Annotated in this window: 18 protein-coding genes; 7 read left to right on the plus strand and 11 right to left on the minus strand. The window is 69.3% G+C overall.

Features of this window, described 5'->3' with window-relative positions; genetic code table 11:
• Positions 1–130 precede the first annotated feature (130 nt).
• From ASC46_RS08640 to ASC46_RS08665, 6 genes are all read right to left on the minus strand, one after another.
• Positions 131–2,032, minus strand: coding sequence for a bifunctional sugar phosphate isomerase/epimerase/4-hydroxyphenylpyruvate dioxygenase family protein (locus ASC46_RS08640; RefSeq protein ID WP_055458872.1), 1,902 nt, complete (start codon positions 2,030–2,032; stop codon positions 131–133).
• A complete protein-coding gene (locus ASC46_RS08645) occupies positions 2,029–2,475 on the minus strand; it encodes a type II 3-dehydroquinate dehydratase (protein WP_055458873.1) in 447 nt (148 codons plus the stop codon). The genes ASC46_RS08640 and ASC46_RS08645 overlap by 4 nt, the downstream gene beginning before the upstream one ends.
• Positions 2,472–3,773 carry a TRAP transporter large permease gene (locus ASC46_RS08650; protein ID WP_055458874.1) on the minus strand — a complete coding sequence of 434 codons (1,302 nt, stop codon included), beginning with the start codon at positions 3,771–3,773 and terminating at the stop codon, positions 2,472–2,474. The genes ASC46_RS08645 and ASC46_RS08650 overlap by 4 nt, the downstream gene beginning before the upstream one ends.
• Positions 3,770–4,288 (minus strand): TRAP transporter small permease, encoded by a 519-nt coding sequence (locus ASC46_RS08655; protein WP_055458875.1) that lies wholly within the window; start codon positions 4,286–4,288, stop codon positions 3,770–3,772. The genes ASC46_RS08650 and ASC46_RS08655 overlap by 4 nt, the downstream gene beginning before the upstream one ends.
• Before the next feature lie 62 nt (positions 4,289–4,350).
• The gene (gene dctP, locus ASC46_RS08660) at positions 4,351–5,337 is read right to left on the minus strand and encodes a TRAP transporter substrate-binding protein DctP (protein WP_055458876.1); all 987 of its coding nucleotides are present in this window, start codon (positions 5,335–5,337) and stop codon (positions 4,351–4,353) included.
• Positions 5,338–5,375: 38 nt separating this feature from the next.
• The gene (locus ASC46_RS08665) at positions 5,376–6,284 is read right to left on the minus strand and encodes a shikimate dehydrogenase (protein ID WP_055458877.1); all 909 of its coding nucleotides are present in this window, start codon (positions 6,282–6,284) and stop codon (positions 5,376–5,378) included.
• Positions 6,285–6,433: 149 nt separating this feature from the next.
• On the opposite strand from ASC46_RS08665, the gene ASC46_RS08670 reads away from it, so the two are divergent.
• Positions 6,434–7,108 carry a TetR/AcrR family transcriptional regulator gene (locus ASC46_RS08670; RefSeq protein WP_055458878.1) on the plus strand — a complete coding sequence of 225 codons (675 nt, stop codon included), beginning with the start codon at positions 6,434–6,436 and terminating at the stop codon, positions 7,106–7,108.
• A 36-nt stretch (positions 7,109–7,144) separates the two neighbouring features.
• Here the strand turns inward: ASC46_RS08670 and ASC46_RS08675 are convergent, their stop codons facing one another.
• Positions 7,145–8,167: a M23 family metallopeptidase gene (locus tag ASC46_RS08675; RefSeq protein WP_082464774.1), complete on the minus strand. Its 1,023-nt coding sequence runs from the start codon at positions 8,165–8,167 to the stop codon at positions 7,145–7,147.
• A gap of 469 nt (positions 8,168–8,636) precedes the next feature.
• Here ASC46_RS08675 and ASC46_RS08680 point away from each other — a divergent pair, with 469 nt between their 5' ends.
• The 5 genes from ASC46_RS08680 (at position 8,637) to fhuB (ending at position 15,939) form a co-directional block, all read left to right on the plus strand.
• The gene (locus ASC46_RS08680; protein ID WP_055458879.1) at positions 8,637–9,134 is read left to right on the plus strand and encodes a sigma-70 family RNA polymerase sigma factor; all 498 of its coding nucleotides are present in this window, start codon (positions 8,637–8,639) and stop codon (positions 9,132–9,134) included.
• Positions 9,135–9,233: 99 nt separating this feature from the next.
• A complete protein-coding gene (locus tag ASC46_RS08685; protein WP_055458880.1) occupies positions 9,234–10,247 on the plus strand; it encodes a FecR family protein in 1,014 nt (337 codons plus the stop codon).
• A gap of 121 nt (positions 10,248–10,368) precedes the next feature.
• Positions 10,369–12,843, plus strand: coding sequence for a TonB-dependent siderophore receptor (locus tag ASC46_RS08690; RefSeq protein ID WP_072249461.1), 2,475 nt, complete (start codon positions 10,369–10,371; stop codon positions 12,841–12,843).
• A complete protein-coding gene (locus ASC46_RS08695) occupies positions 12,840–13,712 on the plus strand; it encodes an ABC transporter substrate-binding protein (RefSeq protein WP_055458882.1) in 873 nt (290 codons plus the stop codon). The genes ASC46_RS08690 and ASC46_RS08695 overlap by 4 nt, the downstream gene beginning before the upstream one ends.
• 289 nt (positions 13,713–14,001) lie before the next feature.
• Complete coding sequence (gene fhuB, locus ASC46_RS08700; protein WP_055458883.1) at positions 14,002–15,939, plus strand: Fe(3+)-hydroxamate ABC transporter permease FhuB; 1,938 nt, start codon at positions 14,002–14,004, stop codon at positions 15,937–15,939.
• On the opposite strand, the gene ASC46_RS08705 is transcribed toward fhuB, so the two are convergent.
• From ASC46_RS08705 to ASC46_RS08720, 4 genes are all read right to left on the minus strand, one after another.
• Positions 15,914–17,320 (minus strand): MATE family efflux transporter, encoded by a 1,407-nt coding sequence (locus tag ASC46_RS08705; RefSeq protein WP_245280505.1) that lies wholly within the window; start codon positions 17,318–17,320, stop codon positions 15,914–15,916. The genes fhuB and ASC46_RS08705 overlap by 26 nt on opposite strands.
• Positions 17,321–17,536: 216 nt before the next feature.
• On the minus strand, positions 17,537–18,337 hold the full coding sequence (locus ASC46_RS08710) for a GNAT family N-acetyltransferase (RefSeq protein WP_055458885.1): 801 nt from the start codon (positions 18,335–18,337) through the stop codon (positions 17,537–17,539).
• Entirely contained in the window at positions 18,334–19,674 is a 1,341-nt protein-coding gene (locus ASC46_RS08715; RefSeq protein ID WP_055458886.1) for a lysine N(6)-hydroxylase/L-ornithine N(5)-oxygenase family protein, read from the minus strand. The genes ASC46_RS08710 and ASC46_RS08715 overlap by 4 nt, the downstream gene beginning before the upstream one ends.
• 5 nt (positions 19,675–19,679) lie before the next feature.
• Positions 19,680–20,798, minus strand: coding sequence for a GNAT family N-acetyltransferase (locus ASC46_RS08720; RefSeq protein ID WP_055458887.1), 1,119 nt, complete (start codon positions 20,796–20,798; stop codon positions 19,680–19,682).
• 156 nt (positions 20,799–20,954) lie between these two features.
• Between ASC46_RS08720 and ASC46_RS08725 the strand changes: the two genes are divergently transcribed.
• Positions 20,955–23,822: an MbtH family protein gene (locus tag ASC46_RS08725; protein WP_055458888.1), complete on the plus strand. Its 2,868-nt coding sequence runs from the start codon at positions 20,955–20,957 to the stop codon at positions 23,820–23,822.
• Positions 23,823–23,835: the final 13 nt, after the last annotated feature.

The raw sequence follows: 23,835 nt of genomic DNA on the forward strand, positions 1-23,835 counted from the left end.
GACGCCTGGTGTCGCGGAATGGCTCCGGCGGCATCCTGATGCGCGTCACGGGCGATGACGCTGACGTGTTCCATCGGAAAAGTCCCGATCAGCCGATCCTCGCGGGTCCCATAGCCATGGATGACGGGCGTCAGCTTCGGGGCAGCCCCGGCGGCCGCAGCTGCCGCTTCTGCGCTGCTATGCGGAAGGGTGCATTGGCGGCGCCGTATCCACGATAGCCGCCGCGGCGCTCGACGATCTCGAAAAAGAAGCCCTCGCTGTAGTTGGTGCTGTAGACCTGGAAATATTCACCGCCGTCGTCGCGGTCGTAGAGAATGTTGTGGGTGCGCAGCTGGTCGAGCAGCTCCGGCTGGATGCCGAAGCGGGCCGCGAGATCGTCGTAGTAGTTGGGCGAGATTTCCAGTGCCCGAAAGCCACGTTCTGCCATGGCCGCCGCACTCGCGAAGATGTCATCCGTGCGGAAGGCGAGGTGCTGCACCGACGAGCCGAAGCTTTCGGCGATGAAATGCCCGGCGAGGGTCTTGTGGTTCTCGGCGCCGTTGAGCGTCAGCCGGACGGCCCCGTCGGTGCTCGCGACCACTTGGCTGCGCACAAGTCCACCGGGATCGACCACGTCCACCATCGGCGATTTCTCCATGCGGAAGATCGCCGTGTAGAACAGGATCCAGGTCAGCATCTCCTCGTAGTTCATCGTCTGGGCGACATGATCGATCCCGACGAGTCCCACCGCCTGCCCCGTCTGTGGGGCCTGCGGCAGAGGTTCGAACTCAATGTCCCAGACGTGATTGGTGCGGTCGTCGATGAAATAGATAACGCCGCCGCCGACTCCCCGGATGGCCGGGATCGCCAGTTCTCCGGGCCCGTGCTTCTGCTCGAAGGGTTCGGCGCCGAGCGCGCGGGCGCGGGCCACCGTGGCGTCGGCGTCCCCGACCTTGATGCCGAAGGCATAGGCGTTGGTGCCGTGCACCAGATAGGACGAGTGGGCAAAGCCCTCGTGTTCGGTATTAATGACGATGTTGATGCCATCGTCGGCTGTGCCCTGCCGCCACAGCACGACCTCCTTGTTGCGGTGCCTGGCGTGCGGGGCAAAACCCATCGTCATGAGCAGAGAGCCGAGGGCGCCCGCTTCCTCTTCGTTCGCCGCGAATTCGACGAAGGCGACGCCTTCCACCCGCACCGGCTCCGGCATCGCCGGCACGTCGATCGCGATGGCCGGCTCGGACCGGCGGACCTGGTCCATGAGGTTGACGAGCGAGCGCCGGCCGTCGACCGCGATCGACCGGGGCGAGCCGCCGCGGAACTGGTCGTTGAAGATCTCCAGTGAGAGCGGCCCGACATAGCCCGTCGCCGCCACCGCGCGCATGAAATCGACGACCGGGAGGTCGCCCTGGCCGGGCATGTTGCGGTAGTGCCGGCTCCAGGAGAGCAGGTCCATCGTCATCTTCGGCGCGTCGGCGAGCTGCACGATGAAGATGCGGTCGCCGGGAATGGCGCGGATGGTGTCGACGTCGATGCCGCGGGCCAGCGTGTGGAAGGAATCGAGGATGAGGCCGATCGCCGGGTGGTCCGCGCGGCGCACGATCTCCCACGCATCGCGGTGGTCGCCGATGTGGCGGCCCCAGGCGAGCGCCTCGTAGCCGACGCGCAGGCCGCGCTTGCCCGCCCGCTCGCCGAGCTCGCGGAAGTCGGCGGCGGCCCGGTCGATGCCGCCGAGCGCTGCCGGCGAGACATTGGAGCAGACCAGCATCAGGTCCGTGCCGAGCTCCTGCATGAGGTCGAACTTGCGCTCGGCCCGGTCGAACGCGCGGCTGCGCTGCGGCTCGGGCAGGCCCTCGAAGTCGCGGAAGGGCTGGAAGAGCGTGATCGCGAGACCGTGGTCGCGCACCATGCGGCCGACCTCCGCCGGCGTCCCGTCGAAGGCGAGAAAGTCCTGCTCGAAGATCTCGACCCCGTCGAACCCGGCCGCGGCGATTGCTGCCAGCTTCTCCCGCAGGTCGCCGCTGATCGAGACCGTGGCGATGGATGTCTTCATGGCGATCCTCCATCGATCATCTCGATCAGGGCACGGATGCCGTGGACGTAGCCGCGCGGCCCGAGCCCGGCGATGACAGCCGTGGCGGCCCTGGACACAAGCGAGTGGTGATAGATCTCCTCGCGCCGATGGATGTTCGAGATGTGGATTTCGACGATCGGCCCGGGGAACATCTTCAGGGCGTCGAGCAGCGGGATGGAGCGGAAGCTCAGCCCCGCCGGATTGATGAGGATGCCCGCTCCCCCGTCGATCGCCTCGTGCACCCAGTCGACGAGCTGGTACTCGGCATTCGTCTGGTGGAAGCGCACGGGCGTGTCGCCGGCCGCCTGCCGGCACATGGCCTCGATCTCGGCCAGTGTCGTCGTGCCGTAGACGTGCGGCTCGCGCGTGCCAAGCCGGTTGAGGTTGGGCCCGTTGAGAACGAAGATCGGCTTCACGGTCATCCCCCGTATCCGAGCAGGCGCGGCAGCCACAGGACGGTGCCTGGCACCAGCGTGACGATGGCGAGCGCGCCGAGCATGGCGAACAGGAAAGGCAGGACGTTGAGGACGATATCGCGCAGCGGCACCTCAGCGATGCGGGTCATGATGAAGAGCAGCAGCCCGTAGGGCGGCGTGATCAGCCCGAGCATGATGTTGAGGACGACCACCACGCCGAAATGCACCATGTCGATGCCGAGGGCCCGCGCCGCGGGGATCAGCACCGGCACGATGACGAGCAGTATCGTGGTGCCCTCGAGCACGCAGCCCAGGAGAAGAAGCAGCACGTTGACGAGGAGGAGGAACTGCGTCGGCGTGAGATTCCAGCCGAGCAGCAGGGCAGACAGCGATTGCGGAATGTTCTCGACGGTGACGACGTAGTTGAACACCATCGCGCCGGCCAGCAGCATGCCGATCGAGGCGGTGGTGCGCCCGCTGCTGAGGAGCGCGCGATAGAGCTGCCCGGGCGTGACGCTCTGGTAGATCGCGACGGAGATGAGGAGCGCATAGCCTGCCGCCACGGCCGCCGCCTCTGTCGGCGTCATCACGCCGCCCCGGATGCCGACGAGCAGAACCACCGGCAGCATGAGTGCCGGCAGGGCCCGCAGCGTGAGGCCGGGCAACCGGTGTAGCGGAACAGGCTTCTCGACGGGGAAGTTCTTGCGGCGTGCGTCGATGGCCACGATAGTCATCTGCGCGAGCGCCAGCATGATCCCGGGCGTGATGCCTGCGAGGAACAGGAAGCCGACCGAGGCGTCCGAGACGAGCGCATAGATGACGAGCGGAATGGAGGGCGGGATGATCGGCGCGATCACGGCCGTGGCCGCCGTCAGCGCCGCGGCATAGCTCGCAGGATACCTGCCGTCCTTCGTCATGAGCTGCTGCATCATCTTGCCCGTGCCGGCCGCATCGGCGATCGCCGAGCCGGACATGCCCGCGAAGATGAGGGACTGCAGCACGTTGACCTGTGCGAGGCCGCCGCGGAAGCGGCCGACGACGGCATTGCAGAAATGGAGCAGCCGCTGCGTCATCGTCCCCGCGTTCATGATCTCGGCGGCGAGGATGAACATGGGCACGGCGAGCAGGAGGTATCCGGTATAGAGGCCGTTGAGGATCTGCTCTGCCGCGGTGCCCATGTCGAGTCCGGCGAGCCACAGATAGAGGATCGAGGATGCGATCATCGCGTGGCCGATCGGCAGGCCGATGAGTGCCAGCGCGCAGATGGAGACCAGCGCCAGCCAGAACGGGTCGATGACGATCATGTGGTGGGGCTCGCCTTGGCAGGATCGGTTTCGTCCGGCTCCCGACCCGTGAGAGCATGCCAGCCGAGCCACAGGTAGCGGGCGAGGACGGCGACGACGAAGATGACATAGATCGAGAACAGCCAGTCGAAACGGATCTTCAGATAGGCGGTCTTCTGCACCTTCATGAAGGTCACGTAGTCGTAGACGGCGGGAAGCGAGCAGCCGTAGAGCACGAGGAGCGCGGCCGCCGCGATCACCGTCATCACGCGGCGCACGCGGGGGCGGACCGCGCCGTAGATGAGGTCGAACCGGATCTCCTCCTCCTCGCGCACCACGAAGGCGGCCCCGAACAGGACGACCCAGATCCAGAGGACCACGGTGAGTTCGTTGCTCCAGCCGGTCGGCCATTGCAGGAGATAGCGAAAGATCACCTGGAGCAGAAAGGCGGCGAACATCACGCCGATCATGACGACGACGAGGTTCTCGCCGCGTCGATAGAGCCAGCCCGCCAGGAGCCGCGCACCGTGCCGCATCGGCTTGTCTCCCGTGGACGTACCGCCGGCCCTCGCGGGCGGCGGTACGCCGCGTGACGTTCTCAGAGGGCGTTGATCTTGTCGACCATGCCCGCGGGCCAGCTCGCCGCGAGGTCCGACGCAAGGTACTGCTGCTGCACATGGCTGCGGAAGGCCTCGACGTCGGGCTCGTAGATCTTCAGCCCGGCCGCTTTGAACCGTTCGGCGAGCTCGGTTTCGCGGGCGAGGTGCTTCTCGGTCGAGAAGTCGATCGCCGCGTCCGCCGCCGCCTGGAACCGCGCCTGTCGGTCGGCATCCATCCCGTCCCAGACTTTCTTGGATACGGTCAGGAGGTCGAAGCCGACGAGGTGAGAGGTTAGCACGATCTGCTTCATCACCTCATAGAATTTCATGTTCTCGACGTTCGGCAGCGGATTGTCCTGGCCGTCGATGGCGCCTGTCTGCAGGCCGGTATAGACCTCGGCATAGGCCATCGGCGTCGGGTTGGCGCCGAGCGCACGGCCCAGGAACTGCCAGGCGTCGCCGCCGGGCATGCGCAGCTTGATCCCCGCCATGTCGGCCGGCGTCTTGATCTCCCTGTCGACCCTGAGGCCGACCTGGCGCACGCCGAAATAGGTCGGGCCCAGCACCTTCACGCCGAGCTGGTCCTCGGTCATCTTCTTCATTTCGGCGCCGGCATCGCTGGCGAAGAAGGCCTTGAGATGCGCCGCGTCGCGGAAGAGGTAGCCGGCGGTCAGGATCGACCAGGCGGGGATCTGGTTGGAGATGTCCTGCGGCGCGATATTGCCCATCTCGAGGTTGCCGCGCTGCAGCGCCACGAGCTCGGTGCCCTGCTTGAACAGGTTGCCGCCGTAATAGCCCTCGAAGGTGAAGTCGCCGGCAATCGCGTCGGCGAACTTCTTCATCATCTCGGCGCGGATGTCCTGCTCGGAAAAGACGGCCGAGAAGCGCAGCTTCGGCTTGTCCTGCGCGAACGCCGGGACGGCCGAGGAGGCTGCGAGAATGCTGCTCCCGATGAGGAACTGGCGGCGTGTGGCATGTAATTTCATTTGAATTCCTCCCTGTTCTTCTTTCCGAAACTGGCCTGCTATCCGGCAGGCTCGTGCGTGAATGCCGCGAAGGCGGCCTTCATCCGGTCGGCGTCGGGCGCGATGCCCGTGAACAGTTCGAAGGCGCGGACGGCCTGGAAGACCGCCATGCCTTCGCCCGAGAGGGTGCGGCAGCCCTTGCGGCGGGCCGCGCGCAGCAGTTCCGTCTCGAGCGGGAAATAGACGATGTCGGCGACCCAGTGGCGCGCCTCGATGCAGTCGGCCGGGATGGGCATACCGGGCAGTTTCGCCATGCCGACCGGGGTGGCGTTGACGATCCCCTGCGCCGCCTTCGCGGCCTTGGGCAGGTCATGGACGACCACCGCCCGGCCGGCGCCGAAGCCGGCCTCCAGGTTCTGGACGAGTGTCCCGGCCCTCTCGGGCTCGACGTCGGCAATGGCGAGCCGTTCGACGCCGCAGTCGAGCAGCGCATGCGCCACGGCCGCGCCGGCGCCCCCGGCCCCGAGCAGAAGTACGCGGTCGCAGGTGGCACCCGCCATCCCCGCGCGAAAGCTCTCGCGAAAGCCCCAGACGTCCGTGTTGTGTCCGAAGCGCTTTCCGGCCTTGAGCACGACGGTATTGACAGCGCCGATCCGGCGCGCCGCCTGCGACAGCCCGTCGAGCAGCGGCAGAATCTCCTGCTTGTAGGGAAACGTGACATTGAAGCCGGAGAAGCCGAAGAATTCGGCGAAGCGGATGATCTCGGCGATCGGCGGGGCGCGGTTGCCCATCAGTTCCGTGTCGAACAGACGATAGACATAGGCGAGGCCCTGCGCACGCCCCTCGGCTTCGTGCATGGCCGGCGTGCGGGACAGCTGGATGCCGCGGCCGAGCAGGCCGACCAACACGGCCCGCTGGGACCGCTCCCCTTCCCGTCCCGTTTCGGCCGTGGTTGTCGTCCCATCCAAGAGATCGCCTCCTCCGCGGGGCCCCGTTGTCTCGTTTCTCGTTCGCCCCCGAAGCCAACTTTGAACCATCTGGTTAATTCTGGCAAGCGTTTTGAACGATCCGGATAATTCATATAGAAAGACTGAGTGGATGCAGGGCGATTCAGGCGATGGACGAGGCAGGATCGGATACCGGGAAGGCCACCGGTCGCGGTGGCTGGAAGCAGGACCCAGCCGGCGTGCAATCGAACATCCTCGCGGTCGCCATGTCGGAGTTTGCCGACAACGGCCTGTCAGGCGCGCGCATCGACGAGATCGCCGCCAAGACCCGAACGTCCAAGCGCATGATCTACTACTACTTCGGCGACAAGGAAGGTCTCTACCGCCGTGTGCTCGAGGAGGCCTACCGAAAGGTCCGCGAAGGGGAGCGCAAGCTCGATCTCGACCACCTGCCACCGGTCGAGGCGCTCACGCGGCTCGTCGAATTTACCTTCGACCATCACAGCCAGAACCCCGATTTCATCCGGCTAGTAATGATCGAGAACATCCATCACGGCGCCTATCTCGAGCGCTCGGACCTGATCGGGCGGCTGAATGCGGGCGCCATCGAGAAGCTGGAATTGATCTGCCGTCGCGGGCGCGAGGCCGGACTGTTCCGCGATGATGTCGAGCCGCTCGAACTGCACTGGCAGATCAGCGCGCTCAGCTTCTTCAACGTGTCCAATCGCGCGACTTTCTCGCGGATCTTCGGCGGCCGGCTCTACAGTACCGAAGGCCAGGAGACGATGCGCCGGCACGTGGTCGAACTGATCCTGCGCTTCATGCTCAAGGACAAGAGGTCCTGACGCTCGCCCGCCGCGGCTGGGCATCGCCGGCATGTTTCAGGGCTGCTTGCCCAGCCCCACAGAAAAATCCTGCTCCAGCACCACGATGCCGTCGCGCATCACGCGGTAGCTCGCCTGATAGAGCCCTGGCCGCCAGCCGTCCTGGGGCCGCTTCCTGCCCGCATACAGCAGTGTCTGCGCCTGGTTGCGCTCCATCGGCTTGGCCCGGTTCTCGGCGATGACATGCCCCGATGGGTCCTTGACGGTCAGAAGCTGGATGTCGCCGGCCTGAAGGCCGATCGCGCGGATATAGGCCACGAGCGCGGCGGCATCGGCGCCGTCCGGGGCCTGCCCGGCGCCGGCTTCCTCGACCATCTGCATCGTCACCGGGCCCGAGGCAAATCCGTGGTTGATGATCGCGCGCGGTCGATAGGCGAGGCCCGGCTGCAGTGCCGGCGCCCACAGGCTCGCGCCCGCGCCGCAGGAACCGGGCGGGGCATCGTGGGCGAAGGGATCGATGATCCGGCCGCCATGGCGCACCGTGAAATGGACGTGCGGATACTGGCTGAGGCCGGAAAGGCCGACGCGCCCGACCGGATGCCCCGCCTTCACCATCTCGCCCGGCTTCAGCCGCAGGCTCCCCTTGGCGAGGTGGCAATATTGCGTCTCCCACCCCCCGCCGTGGTCGATGACGAGGCCGTTGCCGCATTCCGTGTTCTGCACGGCCGAATGGTCGCTGCCCGCGACCGGCACGTCGGCCATGCCGTCGCGCTGCCGCAGGACGCGCCCGTCGGCAGCGGCGAGGACGTCGACGCCGTCGCGCTGCGCGGCCATGCTCGGCAGGCGGAAATCGGTGCCGTTGTGACCGTCCTGCGCGCGGGCCCCGCACATGTAGTCCCGGGCTAAAGGGGATGGATCGGCATCGACATAGGTTTGGATGAAGCAGTTGCGGCCGATATCGCAGGCGAGCGGCAGTTGCAGGACGGGGGCGCCCGCAGCGACGGCACCGGCCGCCCCGCCGAGCATCGCGAGCGCCGCCGCGATGACCGTCCGCGGATGAGGCATCGTGCGGTTGCTCATCGCCTGCATCTCCTGTCGTGCAGCGGGCCCCTTGGGGAAGGCGGTCGGCTCTCCGCCTCCCCGCCTGAAGGGCGGCACGGTGAGCATGTAGAGCAGGACGAGACCGGCTTGTCGATTGATGCCGAGCTTGAGAATGATGCGTTTCGTGCAGGTTGTTGCGCCGCCTCGGTGAGGTCGAGGACGCCGCCCATCCGAGACGGCGGCTGGCCGCACAGGACGCAGGCCACGATCCTCTCTTCGCCCATTTGGGATCGATGCGCTGGGCGCCCGCCGCTCGATCGGCCTGAGGGCGACCAAGACGTTACCGGACCCGATAGCGTCGTGAGAGAATTCATATTTCAGTTTATAACTATTATAAACCAAATATACGTCATCGTTTCATAGAGGACTTCCAATAAATTTCCATTGATGGCGCTGCGCACCGTGTTTATACACGATTCACTACTTGCAAGATGTGGCGAAAAGCGGCATGCGGCCCGATTCCGACACACTCGTCCTCTATCTCATGCACCGCCCGGCGCTTATCAACTATGCCGCGCCGATCGTTGGCTGCCGGGCGCGGGCGGAGGATGTGGTGCAGGAGGCCTATTTGCGCTTCGTCCAGGTCGCACGGGACGAAAAGGTGTTGCAGCCCGTGGCCTATCTCTATCGCATCGTGCGCAATCTCGCCGTGGACTGGGTGCGGCGCCTCGGCGCCGAGGTGCGGGAGGACGCCGGCACGGCCGAGCCGCTCGCTGCCGACACGCCCTCGCCCGAGGACGAGGTGCTCTACCGTGACGAACTGCGCCGGCTCGCCGAAGCACTGGCGGAACTGCCCGAGACGACGCAACGTGCCTTCACCATGCACCGCTTCGACGGCCTGACGCTGCAGGTCATCGCCGACAGGCTCGGCCTTTCCGTCGCGGGAGCCCACCGCCTCGTACGCGACGCGCTCGCCCATTGTGCTCGCCGGCTCGGCGACGATTGAGCGAAATCCGGTTCCGAACTGAAAAAATCCCCTCCTCGGAACGTCTCTAAGGAGATAAGCAGGGCCGGGACGACCGGACGCCGCAGGAAGCGACGGGACATGGCGGGAGCGCGCGACAAGGGGGAAGACCCGGTTCTCGATGAGGCGCTCGACTGGCTCCTCGCCATCGAGAATGCCCCCGCCGATCAGGCGCTGCGCCGGGCGCGCGACGCGTGGATCGCCGAGAGCGACGAGAACGCCCGCGCCTGGCGCCGCGCCGAGCGCACCTGGCAGCTCACCGGCGCGCTCGCCGGTTTGCGTGAGGCGCCGCTCGACAGTACGGTCCCGAAACCGGACCCGCGACAGGGGCCCGTCGCCGCCGCTCCGGCGGGTCAGTGCCCGCCGCCGCGCCGCCGCGCTGTTCCGCGCTGGGCGGCCGCAGTCGCAGCCGCGATCGTCGTCGGTTTCCTCCTCGCCGCCGGCCATGAACTTCTGAGCCGGAGCGCTGCGGACCATGCGACCGGCACGGCCGAGATCCGCGATGTCGCGCTGCCGGACGGCTCCCGCCTCATCCTCGACGCCCGCAGCGCCGTCGACGTCGATTTCTCGGGGCAGGAGCGACACATCCGCCTCTTGGCCGGCGCCGCCTTCTTCGACGTGCGCCCGGATGCCGCCCGGCCCTTCGTCGTGGCGGCCGAGGACGTGCAGGTGACGGCCGTCGGCACCGCCTTCTCGGTGGAGATCGGCCCGCGCTGGCTGAGCGCCGCCGTTGCCGAAGGCCGCGTGCGCCTCGATCGACCGGGTGGCGCGAGCGAAATCGCGGCGGGCGAGGAGGTCGCCGTCGACCGCACCTCCGGCAGCGAGCGGCGGCGCCAGCGCGCGCCGGGGGATGTCGCCGGCTGGCGCGAGCGGCGCCTCGTCGCCGACAACGAGACGATCGCCGATGTTGTGGCGAGGCTCGCCGATCACCACCGCGGGCTGATCCTGACGCTCGACGGCACGCTCGCCGAGCAGCGAGTCACCGGCATCTACGACCTGTCGCGGCCCGTCGAGGCGCTCGGCGCAGTCGTGCGGCCCTATGGCGGCTCCGTGCACCGGATCACGCCCTATCTCGTGTTCGTCGGCGGCCGCTGAAAGCTCACGAAAAAGCATGTCTTCTGAAAAATCCTGCGCTCCCGTTCGTCATGTCCCACGGGGCTGGCGCGATCGCCGGCGGAGTCACGGCGGCGCGGCCGCGAGCGAAGGAAGACGAGCGATGGGGCGTAGGGTATCGGGTGCCGAGGCGCGGGACGTTCAGCGGCTGTGCGGACGGGCGGCATGGCTTACTGCGACGGCGATGGCGCTGATCATCGCCGGCCCGGCCATGGCGCAGACGATTCAGTCCACGGGCCAAGCGAGCAACGCGCGCCAGGCCGGCTCCGCGCGCGCCTTCGACATACCGGCACAGCCGCTGTCACGCGCCCTCGCCGCCTTCGGCCGCCAGGCGGGCCTGCAGGTGAGCGCGGCGGCTGATGCTGTGGCCGACTTCGATTCACCCGCCGTGCGCGGCACCATGAGCGCCGAGGCCGCGTTGCGCCGCCTGCTCGCCAACACGGGCGCGAGCTTCCGCATTGCCGGTGGCACGGTGACGGTGTCGCGCGGCGCCGCCGGTGCCGCGGCGCCGGCCGCCGACGGTTCCATCCTGCTCGACACCATCAATATCGAAGGCACCGCCGAGACGGCCTACGGCCCGGTCGACGGCTATGTCGCCACGCGCACCGGCACGGGCGCCAAGACTGATACGCCCGTCATCGAGGTGCCGCAGTCCATCTCCGTCATCACCCGCGACCGCATTGAGGCGCAGAAGGCGCAGACGCTGCCGGAAGCCCTGCGCTACACGCCCGGCGTCCTCGCCCAGCCGTGGGGTCTCGACCCGCGTTTCGACCAGTTCAAGGTGCGCGGCTTCGAGATCACCTCCGTCGGCGTCTACCGCGACGGCATGCGCATGCCGACGGTGGGCATGATGAGTTGGGCCTACGATCCTTACGGTGTCGAGCGCATCGATGTGCTGCGGGGGCCCTCCTCCGTGCTCTACGGCGCGGCATCCCCCGGGGGTATCGTCAATCTCGTGACCAAGCGCCCGCCGGCGAGCCCCTTCCACGAGGTCGAGATCTCGGGCGGCAGCGACGCCAACAAGCAGATCAACGCCGACCTCGGCGGCCCCATCGACAAGGACGGCATCTGGTCCTACCGGATCACCGGCCTCCTGCGCGATTCCGAGACGCAGGTCGACTACACGCGCAACGATCGGCACTTCATCGCCCCGGCGCTGACCTGGCGGCCGAGCGCCGACACCTCGCTCACCCTCTTCGGCAGCTACCAGCACGACGAGGCATCCGCCTACGGCACCTTGCCGGCGCTCGGCACGCGCTTTGCCAATCCCAACGGCCGCATCGCGCGCAGCTTCTTCATCGGCGACCCGAACTTCGACCGGGTCGACCGCACCGCCTATTCGCTGGGCTACGCCTTCGAGCATCGTTTCAACGGCGCCTGGACGGTGCGACAGAACCTGCGCTGGGGTCATCTCGAGGCGGACCAGAAGGTGCTCTACGGCGCCGGGCTGCGCGCCGACCTGCGCACGCTCGACCGCGCCGCCTTCACCGTCGACGGCAAGCTGCGCTCCTTCACGGTCGACAACCAGGTCGAGGGCAAGTTCGAGACCGGGCCCCTGCAGCACACGCTGCTCTTCGGCCTCGACTACCTCAACCTCTCCGCGCGCTCGCTGCAGGGCTATTCCGACAGCACCTATGATCCGGGCGTGCCGCCGATCGACCTGTTCCAGCCCATCTACGGCCAGGCGGTGGCGCTGCCGCCGATCTACCAGAACAACGAGCAGACGCTGTCGCAGCTCGGCCTCTATGCCCAGGACCAGATCAAGTCCGGCGGCTTCATCCTCACGGCCGGCCTGCGGCAGGACTGGGCCACCAGCAAGCTGAAGAACTACATCGCCAATTCCTCCCGCACGCAGGACGACAACGAGCTCACCTGGCGCGTCGGCCTTGGCTACGAGTTCGACTTCGGCCTCGTGCCCTATGCCGCCTATGCCACCTCCTTCGAGCCCGTCGTCGGGACCGACCGGCTCGGCGCCGCCTACAAGCCGACGACCGGCGAGCAGTTCGAGGTCGGCCTGAAGTACCAGCCGCCCGGCATGCGCTCGATGGTCACCCTCGCGCTCTTCGACCTCAAGCAGCAGAACGTGCTGACGACGGACCCGCTCAATCCCTTCTTCAGCGTGCAGACCGGCGAGATCCACACGCGCGGCCTCGAGGTGGAGGCGCTGGCGAGCCTCATGGACGGGCTCGATCTCGTCGCCAGCTACACCTATACGGACGCCGAGATCAGCAAGGACACCGACGCGGCCCTCGTCGGCAACACGCCGGCGGTCACCCCGCGTCACATGGCCTCGCTGTGGCTCGACTACACGCTGCAGGAGGGCGTGCTGAAGGGCCTCGGGCTCGGCGGCGGCGTGCGCTATGTCGGCGCTAGCTACGCCGACAACGCCAATACCTTCCAGAATCAGGCCTTCACGCTCGTCGACGCCGCCGTGCATTACGAGCGGGACAACTGGCGCTTCGCGGTCAACGCCAAGAACCTCTTCGACAAAACCTACGTCATCTGCAACGGCGGCGACCTCTCGTGCGTCTACGGTCCGGGCCGCAGCGTCGTCGCCTCGCTGCGCTATCGCTGGTGAGGCGTCGGCAGGTCCTCGCGGCGCTCGCCGGCCTTGCGCTCCTGCCGGCGGCGGCGCCAGTTCCCGCCCGGCGCATCGTCGCGCTCGACTGGGGGCTGGCCGAGACGCTGATCGCGATCGGCGCGCCGCCCGTCGGCGTGCCCGAGACGCGCACCTATGCCGACTGGGTCGTTTCCCCGGCGCTGCCGCCGGGGACGGCGGACGTCGGCCTCAGGGTCGAGCCCAATCTCGAAATCCTGCAGCAGCTCGCGCCCGATCTCATCCTCGCCATCGCCGAGCACGAGACGATCCGCCCCCTGCTCGAGCGCATCGCTCCCGTGCTGTCCCTGCCCATCTACGGCCCGCAAGGCACGCCCTATACCGTCGCGCAGGCGGCCACGCGTCGCCTCGGCGCCGTCACGGGCCGGACGGCCGAGGCCGAAGCGCTCGTCTTCCGCGCCGAGGAAACGATGGTGTCGGCCCGGGCGCGGCTCGCCGCTTCGGGCAACGCGCGACCTGTCGTCATCGCCTCCTTCCTCGACGGGCGGCATGTGCGCATCTATGCCCGTCACGGCCTGTTCGATGCCGTGCTTCAACGCATCGGTCTTGCCAATGCCTGGCACGGCCCGACGAACGCCTGGGGCTTTGCCACGGTCGGCCTCGAGGCCCTCGCCGGCATGCCCGAGGCGCGCCTTGTGCTCCTGGAGCCGCTGCCGCGCGAGACGGCGCGCACCTTCCGCGACAGCCCCCTGTGGAACAACCTGCCCATGGTGCGGGACGGCCGTGTGCTGCGCCTGCCGCCCGTCCTGATGTTCGGCACCCTGCCCGCCGCCATGCGCTTCTGCACCCTCCTTACCGATGCGCTCACGGGAGAGGGTGGCCATGGCTGAGCACGCTCGTGAGCATGCGGCCGCCGAGCCGGAACGAGCGACGCCGGCCGCAGGAACCCGCTCCCCGCCTGCGGAGAGAGGGCAGGATGAAGGGCAAGGGCCTGGACCGGAGGCGACGGCGCTGCGTCGGCGGATGCGTGTTGCCGCTCACCGCAAGCCTCTCCCCGAAAGCAAGTCGGGTTCACCCGACTTGCGCGAGACGAATCGGAGCTCGAGCAAGCCCGAGCTCCGTTGCGGCGAGAGCGGGCTATCGCGGTCCCTCCTCCATCCCGCCTGGTGCGTGGCGGCCATGGTCGCCGTCGCATTGCTCCTCAGCATCGATGCGCTCGTGGCACGGCTGCCGCCGGAGCTGTGGTTTACGGCCCTCACCGCTCCGGACCTCACCGACATGCGCCAGCTCGTGGCGCGCGAGAGTTTCCTGCCCCGGCTCGTCGTCAGCATCCTCGCCGGAGCGGCGCTGGGGCTCGCGGGCGCCGTGTTCCAGCAGGTGCTGCGCAATCCCCTCGCCTCCTCGACGACGCTCGGTGTCGCGGCCGGCGCGCGCCTTGCCCTCGCCGTTGCCGGGCTGTGGCTGCCGGGAGTGCTGACGGAAGGAAGCGAGATCGTCGCCTTCGGCGGCGCCGCGGCCGCGCTCCTACTCGTCCTCTCCATCGCTTGGGGCCGGGCGCTGTCGCCGCTCGCGGTCGTCATCGCCGGCATGGCGGTGAGCCTTGCCGCCGGCACGGCGGCGGCGGCACTCGTCCTGTTCAACGAGCATTATCTCACCGCCCTTTTCCTCTGGGGCGGCGGCTCGCTCAGCCAGCAGGGCTGGGACACCGTGTGGTTCCTCGCGCCGCGGCTCGCCATCGTTGCGCCGCTCGTCGCGCTGATGGCGCGGCCGCTGACGCTCGCCGGCCTCGATGACGGGCAGGCGCGCAGCCTGGGGCTCGCGCTCGGCGGCGCCCGCCTTGTCCTGTTGGGGCTGGCCGTGGCGCTCGCGGCCTCGGTCGTCAGCGCCGTCGGCGTCATCGGCTTCGTCGATCTCGCCGCTCCGACGCTCGCCGGCCTCATGGGCGCGCGCACCCTGCGCCAGCGCCTCCTGTGGGCGCCGCTCACCGGCGCCGCCCTCCTGTGGCTGACCGACCAGCTCCTGCAGCGCTGGGCCGGGCCCTTGGGCGAGATGGTGCCGACGGGGGCCGTGACGGCCCTCCTCGGGGCGCCGCTCCTCCTCGTCCTGCTGCGGCGTCTCGCGGTGACGGCCACGCCGCCGCGCAGCGCCGCTCTGCCCGCAGCCCGCTGCAGCCGGCGGCCGTGGCGCAACGTCGGTCTCTTCGCTCTCCTCGCGCTCGTCGTCATCGTCGCAACGCTCGTCATCGGCCGCGGGCCGGACGGGATCGCCGTCGCCGGGCCGGACGCCCTGTCGGCCCTGCTGCCGTGGCGTCTACCGCGCATCGCAGCCGCCTTCGCCGCCGGCGCCATGCTGGCGGCGGCCGGCGTGCTGATGCAGCGACTCACCGGCAACCCGATGGCGAGCCCGGAGGTGCTCGGCATCTCGACCGGCGCGGCGCTCGGCCTCGTGCTCCTGCTCATCCTCGTGCCGGCGGCCGGCCGGTCCGAGAGCCTCGCGGCGGGTGCGGCCGGCGCCTTCCTCGCCCTTCTCGCCATCCTGTCGCTCGCACGCGGCAGCAGCTTCTCGCCTGAGCGGGTGCTGATCGCCGGCATCGCCCTCGGTGCCTTCTTCGATGCCCTCGTCGTCGCGCTGATGGCGGCGGGCGACCCGCGCGCCCAGATGCTGCTCGCCTGGCTCGTCGGCTCGACCTATCGAGTGGGCGCGGGCGATGCGCTCGTCACCGCGGGCGTCGCCGTGGCGCTCATCGCCCTGTTGCCGCCGATGGCGCGCTGGCTCGACATCCTGCCCCTCGGCACGGCCACAATCCGCACGCTCGGGCTGCCGCTCGGCGCAAGCCGCCTCGCCGTTCTTCTTTTTTCGGCGGTCGCGACGGCTACCGCGACGCTCGTCGTCGGCCCGCTCAGCTTCGTCGGGCTCATGGCGCCGCATCTGGCGCGGCTCGCGGGGCTGGCGCAAGGTCTGCCGCAGGCGCTCGGCGCCGCGCTTCTCGGCGGCACGGTCATGGCCCTGGCCGACTGGCTCGGCCGGCTCGTGTCACCGACGAGCGCCATTCCCGCCGGGCTGATGGCGACGCTCGTCGGCACCCCCTGCCTCATCTGGCTGCTGCGAAGGCGCTGAGCGCCGGCCGCGCGGCCCGCGCCAATGCGTGCATCTCGCGCGCCAGCAGGGCGGCGGCCGCGAAACCGGCAAGGCCTGCGGCGATGGCCGGCGCGGCGATGAGCCCGTCGAGCCCCCAGACGCGCGGCAGCACGAGAACAAGCGGCACCAGCAGATAGCCCTGCGGCGCCAGCGTCACGAGGGCCGCGAGCCGCGCCCGCCCGCTCGCCCGCAGCAGCACGACGAGCACCATCTGCAGGCCGAAGAGGGCGAAGAAGAGATGGACGGCGACGAGCGCCCGCGCCGCCACCGCGCGCACCGCCGCATCCGCCGAGAACACCGATACGACGGCATCGGCGCAGCCGATCATGAGCGCGGCGTGGACGAGCGCGAAGACGCCGGTGACGCGCATCATGAAGCCGAGCGCCGCGCGCACGCGCGCCGTGTCGCCGTTGCCGAGCGCGTAGCCGAGCACGGCCTGGGCGCCAATGCAGAAGCCGGCGACGGGCAGTACCCCCGCCGCGAGCAGCCTGAGGGCGATGCCGAGGCCGGCGACGCTCGCTTCGCCATAGGGCCCGGCCGTGCGATAGACGAGCGTGAAGGCGGCGGCCGAGACGACGCTGGCGAGCCCCGCCGGCGCGCCGACGGCGAGGACAGGGCGCAGCACCTCCCGCCAGAGCGCGCCGAGCCGGCTGCGCAACAGGCTAAGGCGCAGCCGCACCCGCCCGTAGCCGCCGGTGAAATAAACGGCCCAGACGGCCATGACGAGGAGCTGCGCCACGAGCGTCGCCGCCGCGGCGCCGGACACGCCCCAGCCGAAAACGAAGATGAAGAGGGGATCGAGCACGATGTTGACGGCAAAGCAGCCGACGAGCGTCCACATGCTGAAGCGCGTGTTGCCCTCGCCGATGGCGATGAAGTCGGCGAGGATCTGCGTCAGCGTCAGCACCGTGCCGAGGGCGAGGATGAGCGCATAGGCCCGCGCCGCGCCGAAGGCACCCGGCGTCGTGCCGAAGGCATGGAGGATCGGGTCCAGAAAGAGGAGCACGAGCCCGCCGGCGCCGACGCCGGTCGCGAGCGCCATCACCATGGCCGCTGTCGCCGCACGGCCGGCCGCTTCCTCCCGCCCGGCGCCGAGAAGGCGCGAGACGAGCGCCGCGGTACCGACGCCGATGCCTTCGCCGAGCGCCGCGAGCAGGATGGCGAGCGGGAAGACGAAGCTCACCGCCGCCACCGCCTCGGCCCCCAGCATGCCGAGGAAGGCGGCATTGGCGAGGTGATGCAGGGCATTGATCGACAGCCCCGCCACCGCCGGCAGCGCCAGGCGCACGATGAGGCGCCGCAGGTCAGGCGCGCCGAGATCGAGCGGCGCGGAGAGGAAGAGGCGCATGCGCGGCCTCATCGGTTGCGTCCTGTCCGTTCTGCCGCGCCCGTCTTTCGGTCGCCCTGCCCGGGCAACGCGCCCGCATGGTGGTGAAGCGCAACGCCCCCCTCCGTCATGCCCGCGCTCGTCGCGGGCATCCACGCCTTGCAGCTCGAGGCAACGCTAGAGGCGTGGATGGCCGGGACAAGCCCGGCCATGACGGCGGAAGAGGCCGGGCCAATGGCGGACGGTTCATCAATGGTCATCCCGCGCGCCTTCCCGGCAAACGAGCAGAGGCGAGAACGTGGTGCGGAAGCCCGCCCGCCCGTAGAGCCGCTCGAGATGCGTGCCCGCCGCGCATTGCAGGAAAACGTGGCTTGCGCCGAGCCGGGCCGCCTCGGCGACGAGGCGCCGCGTGAGCTTGAGACCGATGCCGCCGCGCTGGCGCGTGTGCCACGTGCCGACGTTGTAGAGGCCGGCGAGCGGACCGGTGATATGCAGGGTGGCGCAGGCGACCGGATCCTGACCGTCGAACACGACCGCATGGCGGGTCGTGACACCGGCCACCGGCTGCGCGGCGGCGAGCACCGGCACATAATGGCGCGCGACATGCGCATCGATCGGCCCGCCGTCGTGACAGGCGCCGAAGACGGCGAGGAAGGACTCATCCGGCGCAGGGCCGTCGGTCAGGCGCAAGCCAAGCCCGGCGAGGGCGAGGTCGTCCTGTGCGACGGGAGCGGCTTCGGCCACCATCCAGCGCGCCGCATAGGCGCGGGCGCCGTGGAGCCAGCCGGGCGCCGCCTCGTCCTCGGCCAGGAAGGCCGGGGCGCGCCCACGCGCTCGGGCCGTCTCCTCAAGCCAGCCGATGCCGCCGGTGCCGATGCCGACGGCGAAGTTCATGGTCACGTCCGGGATGCCGGCCGAAAAGGCGTAGCGGGCGCGGCCCGGCCCTGCGATGACCTCGGTGAGATAGCTGCCGGCGAGCATGGCAAGATGCGCCGAGACGAGCGCCTCGGCATCCGGCTCGGCCGCTGTTCTTGTCGCCGCGGCCGTCACGAGGAAGCCGCCAGGCGCACGGGCCGCATGAAATGCTCCGCCGGGAGAGGCGGAGGTGGCAGCCGCTCGACGATCGCCGTCGCGATCTCGCGGGATCGCACGGCGACGACGGAGAGCAGGGTGTCGCTCAGCCCGTGCGTCGTCTCCGACTGGCCCTGCACGAAGAGCCCTGCCTCGCAGGCTTCCGCCATCGGCAGGCGATAGTCCCGGTCCACCGTCCCGCCGGCGAGATAGGGCGCGAGCGGGGCGAGAAGCCGACGGTCGAGGCCACGGCGATAGCCGGTGGCGAGCACGACGGCATCATAGCGCCGTTCCTCGGCTGCCCCGGGTTCACTGCCGGCGAGCGTCAGCGTAATGCCGTCGCGGTCGGCCGCAGCGGCCACCACTGCGCGCCCGCTCCGCAGCGCGAGCCGGTTTCCGCCAGCCACCCGCTGCTCGTAGAGCATGTCGTAGATGCGCTGGATCAGGTCGTGATCGACGACCGCATAGTTGGTGTTGCGGAACTCGTCGAGGAAGGCGTGGCGCGCCGCCTGCGATTGGCCGAAGAAGGCGCCGGTGCCCTCCGGATCGAAGATCTCGTTGACGAAGGGGCTGTCGTCGGCCGGCTTCAGCGCCCGCCCGCGCACGAGAAGATCGATCGCCGCCCTGCCGAAGCGGCCGGCGAGATCGCAGAAGATCTCGGCCGCGCTCTGGCCGCCGCCGACGACGGCGATGCGGGTGGCGGGGGCGTCGGTAAGCCCGAGCCCAGCGATGCCGTCGAGATAGCGCGAGGAATGCATGATGCGCGTGTCGCCGGCGAGCGCGGCGAAGCATTCGGGCAGCTGCGGCGCACCGCCGGCGGCGATGACGACATTGCGCGCCCGGCGCAGGCGCTCGGTGCCGTCGGCTGCGCGCGAGCGCACGACGAAGGCGGTTACCGTGCTGTCGCGCTCCGCCGCCGGCTCGAGGGCGACGACCTCCTCGCCATAGCTGCAGCGCTCGGCGAAGCAGGATGCCGCCCAGCGCAGGTAGTCGTTGAATTCGATACGGCTCGGGAAGAACGTCTTGCGGTTGATGAAGGCGGTGAGACGTCCCTTCTCGTGCAGGTAGTTGACGAAGGTGAAAGGGCTCGTCGGGTCGCGCAGCGAGACGAGATCCTTGAGGAAGGAGATCTGCATGTCGCTGTCCGGCAGCAGCATGCCGCCGTGCCAGGTGAAATGCGGCTGCTTCTCGACGAAATGGAAGGCGAGGCCCGGCCGCTCGCGGCGGGCCGCCTCGTCGAGCGCGATGGCGAGGGCGAGGTTCGAGGGGCCGAAGCCGACGCCGATCACGTCGAAGGTCCGGTCATGTAGGGTCATGGGGATCACCTGCCGCTGGTCGTGTGACGGTCATGCCTCGGCGGGCTCGGGCTGCGGACGCCCTGCCGTGCTGCCGCCGGCGCCACTGCCGGCTGCCAGAGCCGGTCGCCGAAGAAGCGCTCGCGCAGCAGCATCACGAGCAAGGCCCGTTTGTGCGGGAAGTCGAATTCCTTGATCTTGGCGAAGCCGGCCTTGTCGAGATTGCGGATCTGTTGCTGGTGGTCGGCCCTTGGCTCGCCGACGATGCGCTCGGTGCGGCAGTCGTCGAGGAAGATGTAGTGCATCAGCGACGGCAGCCAGGCGGTGACCCAAGGTCGGCCGCGGAAGCTGTCCTCGCCGATGAGCACGTGCCAGCCGCGGTCGTAGTCCTGCGCGTCGTAGAAGGGGCCGAGGCGGTTCTCCTTCGCCCAATAGACCTCGAAATAGCCGAAGGGCTCCCCGTTGAAGGAGACGATGAGCGGCAGCATGTGGGGATCGGCGATGAGCCCGCCGAGATAGGCCCGGTGCTTGTCGAGGTCGCCCTCCTCCGCCCAGACGGCGGCGACGCGCGGGTCGTTCATCCAGCGGTTGAGGCGCGCGGCGTCGGCCTCCACCGTCGCGGCGCGCAGGGACAGAACGCCGCCGAGCCAGGGGATGAAGCGGGCATAGACCATGCCCGTCGGCTTCATCGGCCGCAGCGGATGGCGGCGCTCGCCCGTCATCACGAGATGCTGCGGATAGGGCGCGGTTGGGGACGGCAGCCACAGCTCGGGCAGTTGCCACAGCAGGGAGGCGCGGGCCGTCAGCATGCCGCCGGGGCCGGCAAGCGCGGCCCCGCGCCCGAGGAGCGTATCGGCGACGGGCGCCCAGTCCATCGAAGCAAGCCCGACCGTGGCCCGATCCGGATGCAGGGCAAAGAAGGCCTCGAGTCCGGCGAGGGCGGCGTGCACCAGCGTCACGGGCTCCGCCGCGCCCGGCCGAAATGCCAGGCGGCGGCTCTCGTCCTCGCACAGCAAGGTGGCGAGCACCGTGCCGTCACGCTCGACAGCGAGGCCGCGGCCGGCCGCCCGCACCGCAAGTCTTGGTTGTTCCCCGGCATTGAAGGAGGTGTAGACGGTCTCGCCTGGTCTCATCTCGGCGTCCATGGCCCTCTCCTGCCGACATGTCGATGAAACGACGAATGCGCAGGGCGTTTTTTTCAGCGTCCCGGCCTGCAGCCGATGCCGAAACGGGCAAGACGCGAAATTTTTCCCCTCCCCGTCCGTCTTGAGGGCATCGACAACAATGGACGGATCGGGCGCATGGCGATCGACGACGAGGGCACCATTTTCGACGTCGTGGTGAACGGCGAGGGGCAGTTCTCGCTCTGGCCCGTCGGCCGCGGACTGCCGGACGGCTGGCGCACCGCAGGCTTCTCCGGACCTCGCGCCGCATGCCTCGCTCATGTCGGCACCGTCTGGCGCGACATGCGCCCCGCCCGGCTCGCCGCCTTCCTCGCCACGGGCCGGGACGAGGCACGGGCAACACTCGCCTGGGGTGGGTGCCACGGCGCCGGCGCGCCGGTACACAGCCTCATTGCCGGCCATGCCCGCGCCCGGCCGGACGCACCCGCTGTCATCCAGAACAGCGGCGAGACGAGTTTCGCCGCCCTCGAGAGCCGGGCGAACCGGCTCGCGCGCCATCTCCTCGCCCTCGGCCTCGCCGCGGAGGAGCGCGTCGGGGTCGCGCTGCCCCGTTCGGCCGAGATGATCGCCGCCTTCCTCGCCGTGCTCAAGGCCGGCGGAGCCTTCGTGCCGGTCGATCCCGACCATCCGGCCAAGCGCATCGCCCATGTGCTGAGCGATGCGGGCGTCGGCATCGTGCTGACGACCCGCAACCTCTCCGCGCGGCTGCCGTCCCTGGCCGGCGCAAGAGTTGTCGCCTGCGACGGGCTTCCCCTGTCGGGGCTCGACGACAGCGATCCGGGGATTGCCGTCCATCCCGACCAGCTCGCCTATCTCGTCTACACCTCCGGCTCCACCGGGCGGCCGAAGGGCGTCGCCGTGGCGCACGGGCCGCTCGCCGCCCATTGCCTCGCCACGGGCGAGCTCTACGACATGACCTCGCAATCGCGCGAATTGCATTTCCTGTCCGTCAGCTTCGACGGCGCGCACGAGCGCTGGATGGTGCCGCTCGCCTTCGGCGGTGCCATCGTGCTGCGCGACCAGGCGCTGTGGAGCGCGGTCGAGACGCTCGATGCCATGGCGCGCCACGGCGTCACGAATGCCGGCTTTCCGCCGCGCTATCTACACCAGGTGGCGGAATGGGCGCTGGAGACGGGCGAGGCCCCGCCGGTCCGCCTCTATTCCTTCGGCGGCGAGGGCATGTCGCCGGCGACCTTCGAGCTCGTCAAGCGAGCGCTGAAGCCGCAATGGCTCATCAACGGCTACGGCCCAACGGAAGCGGTGATCTCGCCGCTCGCCTGGAAGGTGCCGGCGAGCGCGACCTTTTCGGGGGCCTACGCGCCCATCGGTAAAGGCGTCGGTCCGCGCCAAACCTATGTGCTCGACGATGATCTTATGCCCATGGCCGACGGCGAGGCGGGCGAGCTGTTCATCGGTGGCGAGGGCCTCGCCCGTGGCTATCACGGCAGGCCGGGCGACACGGCCGAGCGCTTCCTGCCCGATCCCTTCGCGGGCGCCGGCGGACGCATGTACCGCACGGGCGACGTGGTGCGCCGTCGTGCCGACGGTGTCATCGACTATCTCGGCCGCCGCGACCAGCAGGTGAAGCTGCGCGGCTTCCGCATCGAGCTCGGCGAGGTGGAGGCGCAGCTTGCCGAACTCGACGGCGTCAGCGCCGCCGCCGCGGCTTTGCGCGAGGCGCCGGGCGGCACCATGCTCGTCGGCTATGTCGTGCCGGCGGCCGGCGCTGCGGTCGACGCGGCGGTCCTGCGGGCGACGCTCGCCGCGCGCCTGCCTGGCTACATGGTGCCTTCACGCATCCTCGTCATCGACCGGTTGCCGTTCACGCCCAACGGCAAGCTCGACCGCGACGCCCTGCCGGCGCCGCAGGCGCATGTCGCGCCGATCCGTCCGCCGCGCACGCCGCTCGAGGTGGACATCGCCGGCATCTGGCGCGAGGTGCTGGGGCTCGCCGACGTCGGCATCGACGAGAACTTCTTCGAGCTCGGGGGCAATTCGCTCTCGGCGCTCAGGGTGCTCGCGCGCCTGTCGCGGCTCCTGCCCGGCCGGTCCGTCACCATCGCACAGCTCTTCAACCACCAGACCGTGGCGACGCTTGCCGTCGCGCTCGCGAGTGGAACGGTTGAGGAGCATGCGGTCGTGCACATGCGGCGCACTGGCAGCCGGCCGATGCTTTATTGCTTCCCGGGCCTCCTCGTCAGCACGCGCGAATATGCCGGGCTCGTCGAGCATCTGGGACCGGACCAGCCGGCGACCGCCTTCATCTGCTACTCGCTGACCGAGGACAAGACGCGCACCGTCAGTGTCGAGGAACTTGCCGGCCGCTATGCTGACTATATCCGCCGCACCAGCGGCGGGGCCTGCACGCTGCTCGGCTGGTCGTGGGGTGGTATCCTCGCCTACGAGACGGCGCGGCGGCTCGCGGGCGAGGTCGACATCACCTTCGTCGGCATGCTCGACGTCTGCGCCCTCGACGCGGAATTCGCCATCGATGCCGAGGTGAGTCTCACGGAAGACGAGAGGGCTGGAATCGAGCGGCGCATCGCGGCCTGGTTGCCGCGCACGCGCATGCGCGCCGACTGGGAGGGTCTCATCGCCCGCATGGACGCGGAGGTCTACACCCGCTTCCTCGCCTATGTGCTGAACAGCCCCGAGGACCTGCCGCTCGACGGCCCGGAGATCGGCAGCCGCGAGCACATCTTCTGGACGCTCATCGAGAATGCGATGATCTTCCGCAACTATCGCCTCGAGCGGAGCGACCTGCCCATCCGCGCCTGGATTGCGGAAAAGTCCATCGAGCGGGGCTTCAGGCTCGTCGACTGGCGGCACTATTCCAGCCGTGTCGAGGCTGTGACGCGGGTGCCGGACACCGACCATCTCGACATCGTCACGGCCACGGCCTTTCACGCGAGCTTCGCCGAACAGCTTGACGCGAGCCTCCGGAGCCGTCTCCCAGCGCCCCGCCTTCTTGCTGCGACGCGGTGAGGCCGGGGGCCGC

The sequence above is a fragment of the Chelatococcus sambhunathii genome (assembly GCF_001418005.1).
GTDB lineage: Bacteria > Pseudomonadota > Alphaproteobacteria > Rhizobiales > Beijerinckiaceae > Chelatococcus_A > Chelatococcus_A sambhunathii.

What these genes read in the sequence shown, in the direction of transcription:
- ASC46_RS08640 (WP_055458872.1), bottom strand. Translation starts at nt 2,032, where the DNA reads ATGAAGACATCCATCGCCACGGTCTCGATCAGCGGCGACCTGCGGGAG.
- ASC46_RS08645 (WP_055458873.1), bottom strand. Translation starts at nt 2,475, where the DNA reads ATGACCGTGAAGCCGATCTTCGTTCTCAACGGGCCCAACCTCAACCGG.
- ASC46_RS08650 (WP_055458874.1), bottom strand. Translation starts at nt 3,773, where the DNA reads ATGATCGTCATCGACCCGTTCTGGCTGGCGCTGGTCTCCATCTGCGCG.
- ASC46_RS08655 (WP_055458875.1), bottom strand. Translation starts at nt 4,288, where the DNA reads ATGCGGCACGGTGCGCGGCTCCTGGCGGGCTGGCTCTATCGACGCGGC.
- dctP (WP_055458876.1), bottom strand. Translation starts at nt 5,337, where the DNA reads ATGAAATTACATGCCACACGCCGCCAGTTCCTCATCGGGAGCAGCATT.
- ASC46_RS08670 (WP_055458878.1), top strand. Translation starts at nt 6,434, where the DNA reads ATGGACGAGGCAGGATCGGATACCGGGAAGGCCACCGGTCGCGGTGGC.
- ASC46_RS08675 (WP_082464774.1), bottom strand. Translation starts at nt 8,167, where the DNA reads ATGAGCAACCGCACGATGCCTCATCCGCGGACGGTCATCGCGGCGGCG.
- ASC46_RS08680 (WP_055458879.1), top strand. Translation starts at nt 8,637, where the DNA reads ATGCGGCCCGATTCCGACACACTCGTCCTCTATCTCATGCACCGCCCG.
- ASC46_RS08685 (WP_055458880.1), top strand. Translation starts at nt 9,234, where the DNA reads ATGGCGGGAGCGCGCGACAAGGGGGAAGACCCGGTTCTCGATGAGGCG.
- ASC46_RS08690 (WP_072249461.1), top strand. Translation starts at nt 10,369, where the DNA reads ATGGGGCGTAGGGTATCGGGTGCCGAGGCGCGGGACGTTCAGCGGCTG.
- fhuB (WP_055458883.1), top strand. Translation starts at nt 14,002, where the DNA reads ATGGTCGCCGTCGCATTGCTCCTCAGCATCGATGCGCTCGTGGCACGG.
- ASC46_RS08705 (WP_245280505.1), bottom strand. Translation starts at nt 17,320, where the DNA reads ATGAGGCCGCGCATGCGCCTCTTCCTCTCCGCGCCGCTCGATCTCGGC.
- ASC46_RS08715 (WP_055458886.1), bottom strand. Translation starts at nt 19,674, where the DNA reads ATGACCCTACATGACCGGACCTTCGACGTGATCGGCGTCGGCTTCGGC.
- ASC46_RS08720 (WP_055458887.1), bottom strand. Translation starts at nt 20,798, where the DNA reads ATGGACGCCGAGATGAGACCAGGCGAGACCGTCTACACCTCCTTCAAT.
- ASC46_RS08725 (WP_055458888.1), top strand. Translation starts at nt 20,955, where the DNA reads ATGGCGATCGACGACGAGGGCACCATTTTCGACGTCGTGGTGAACGGC.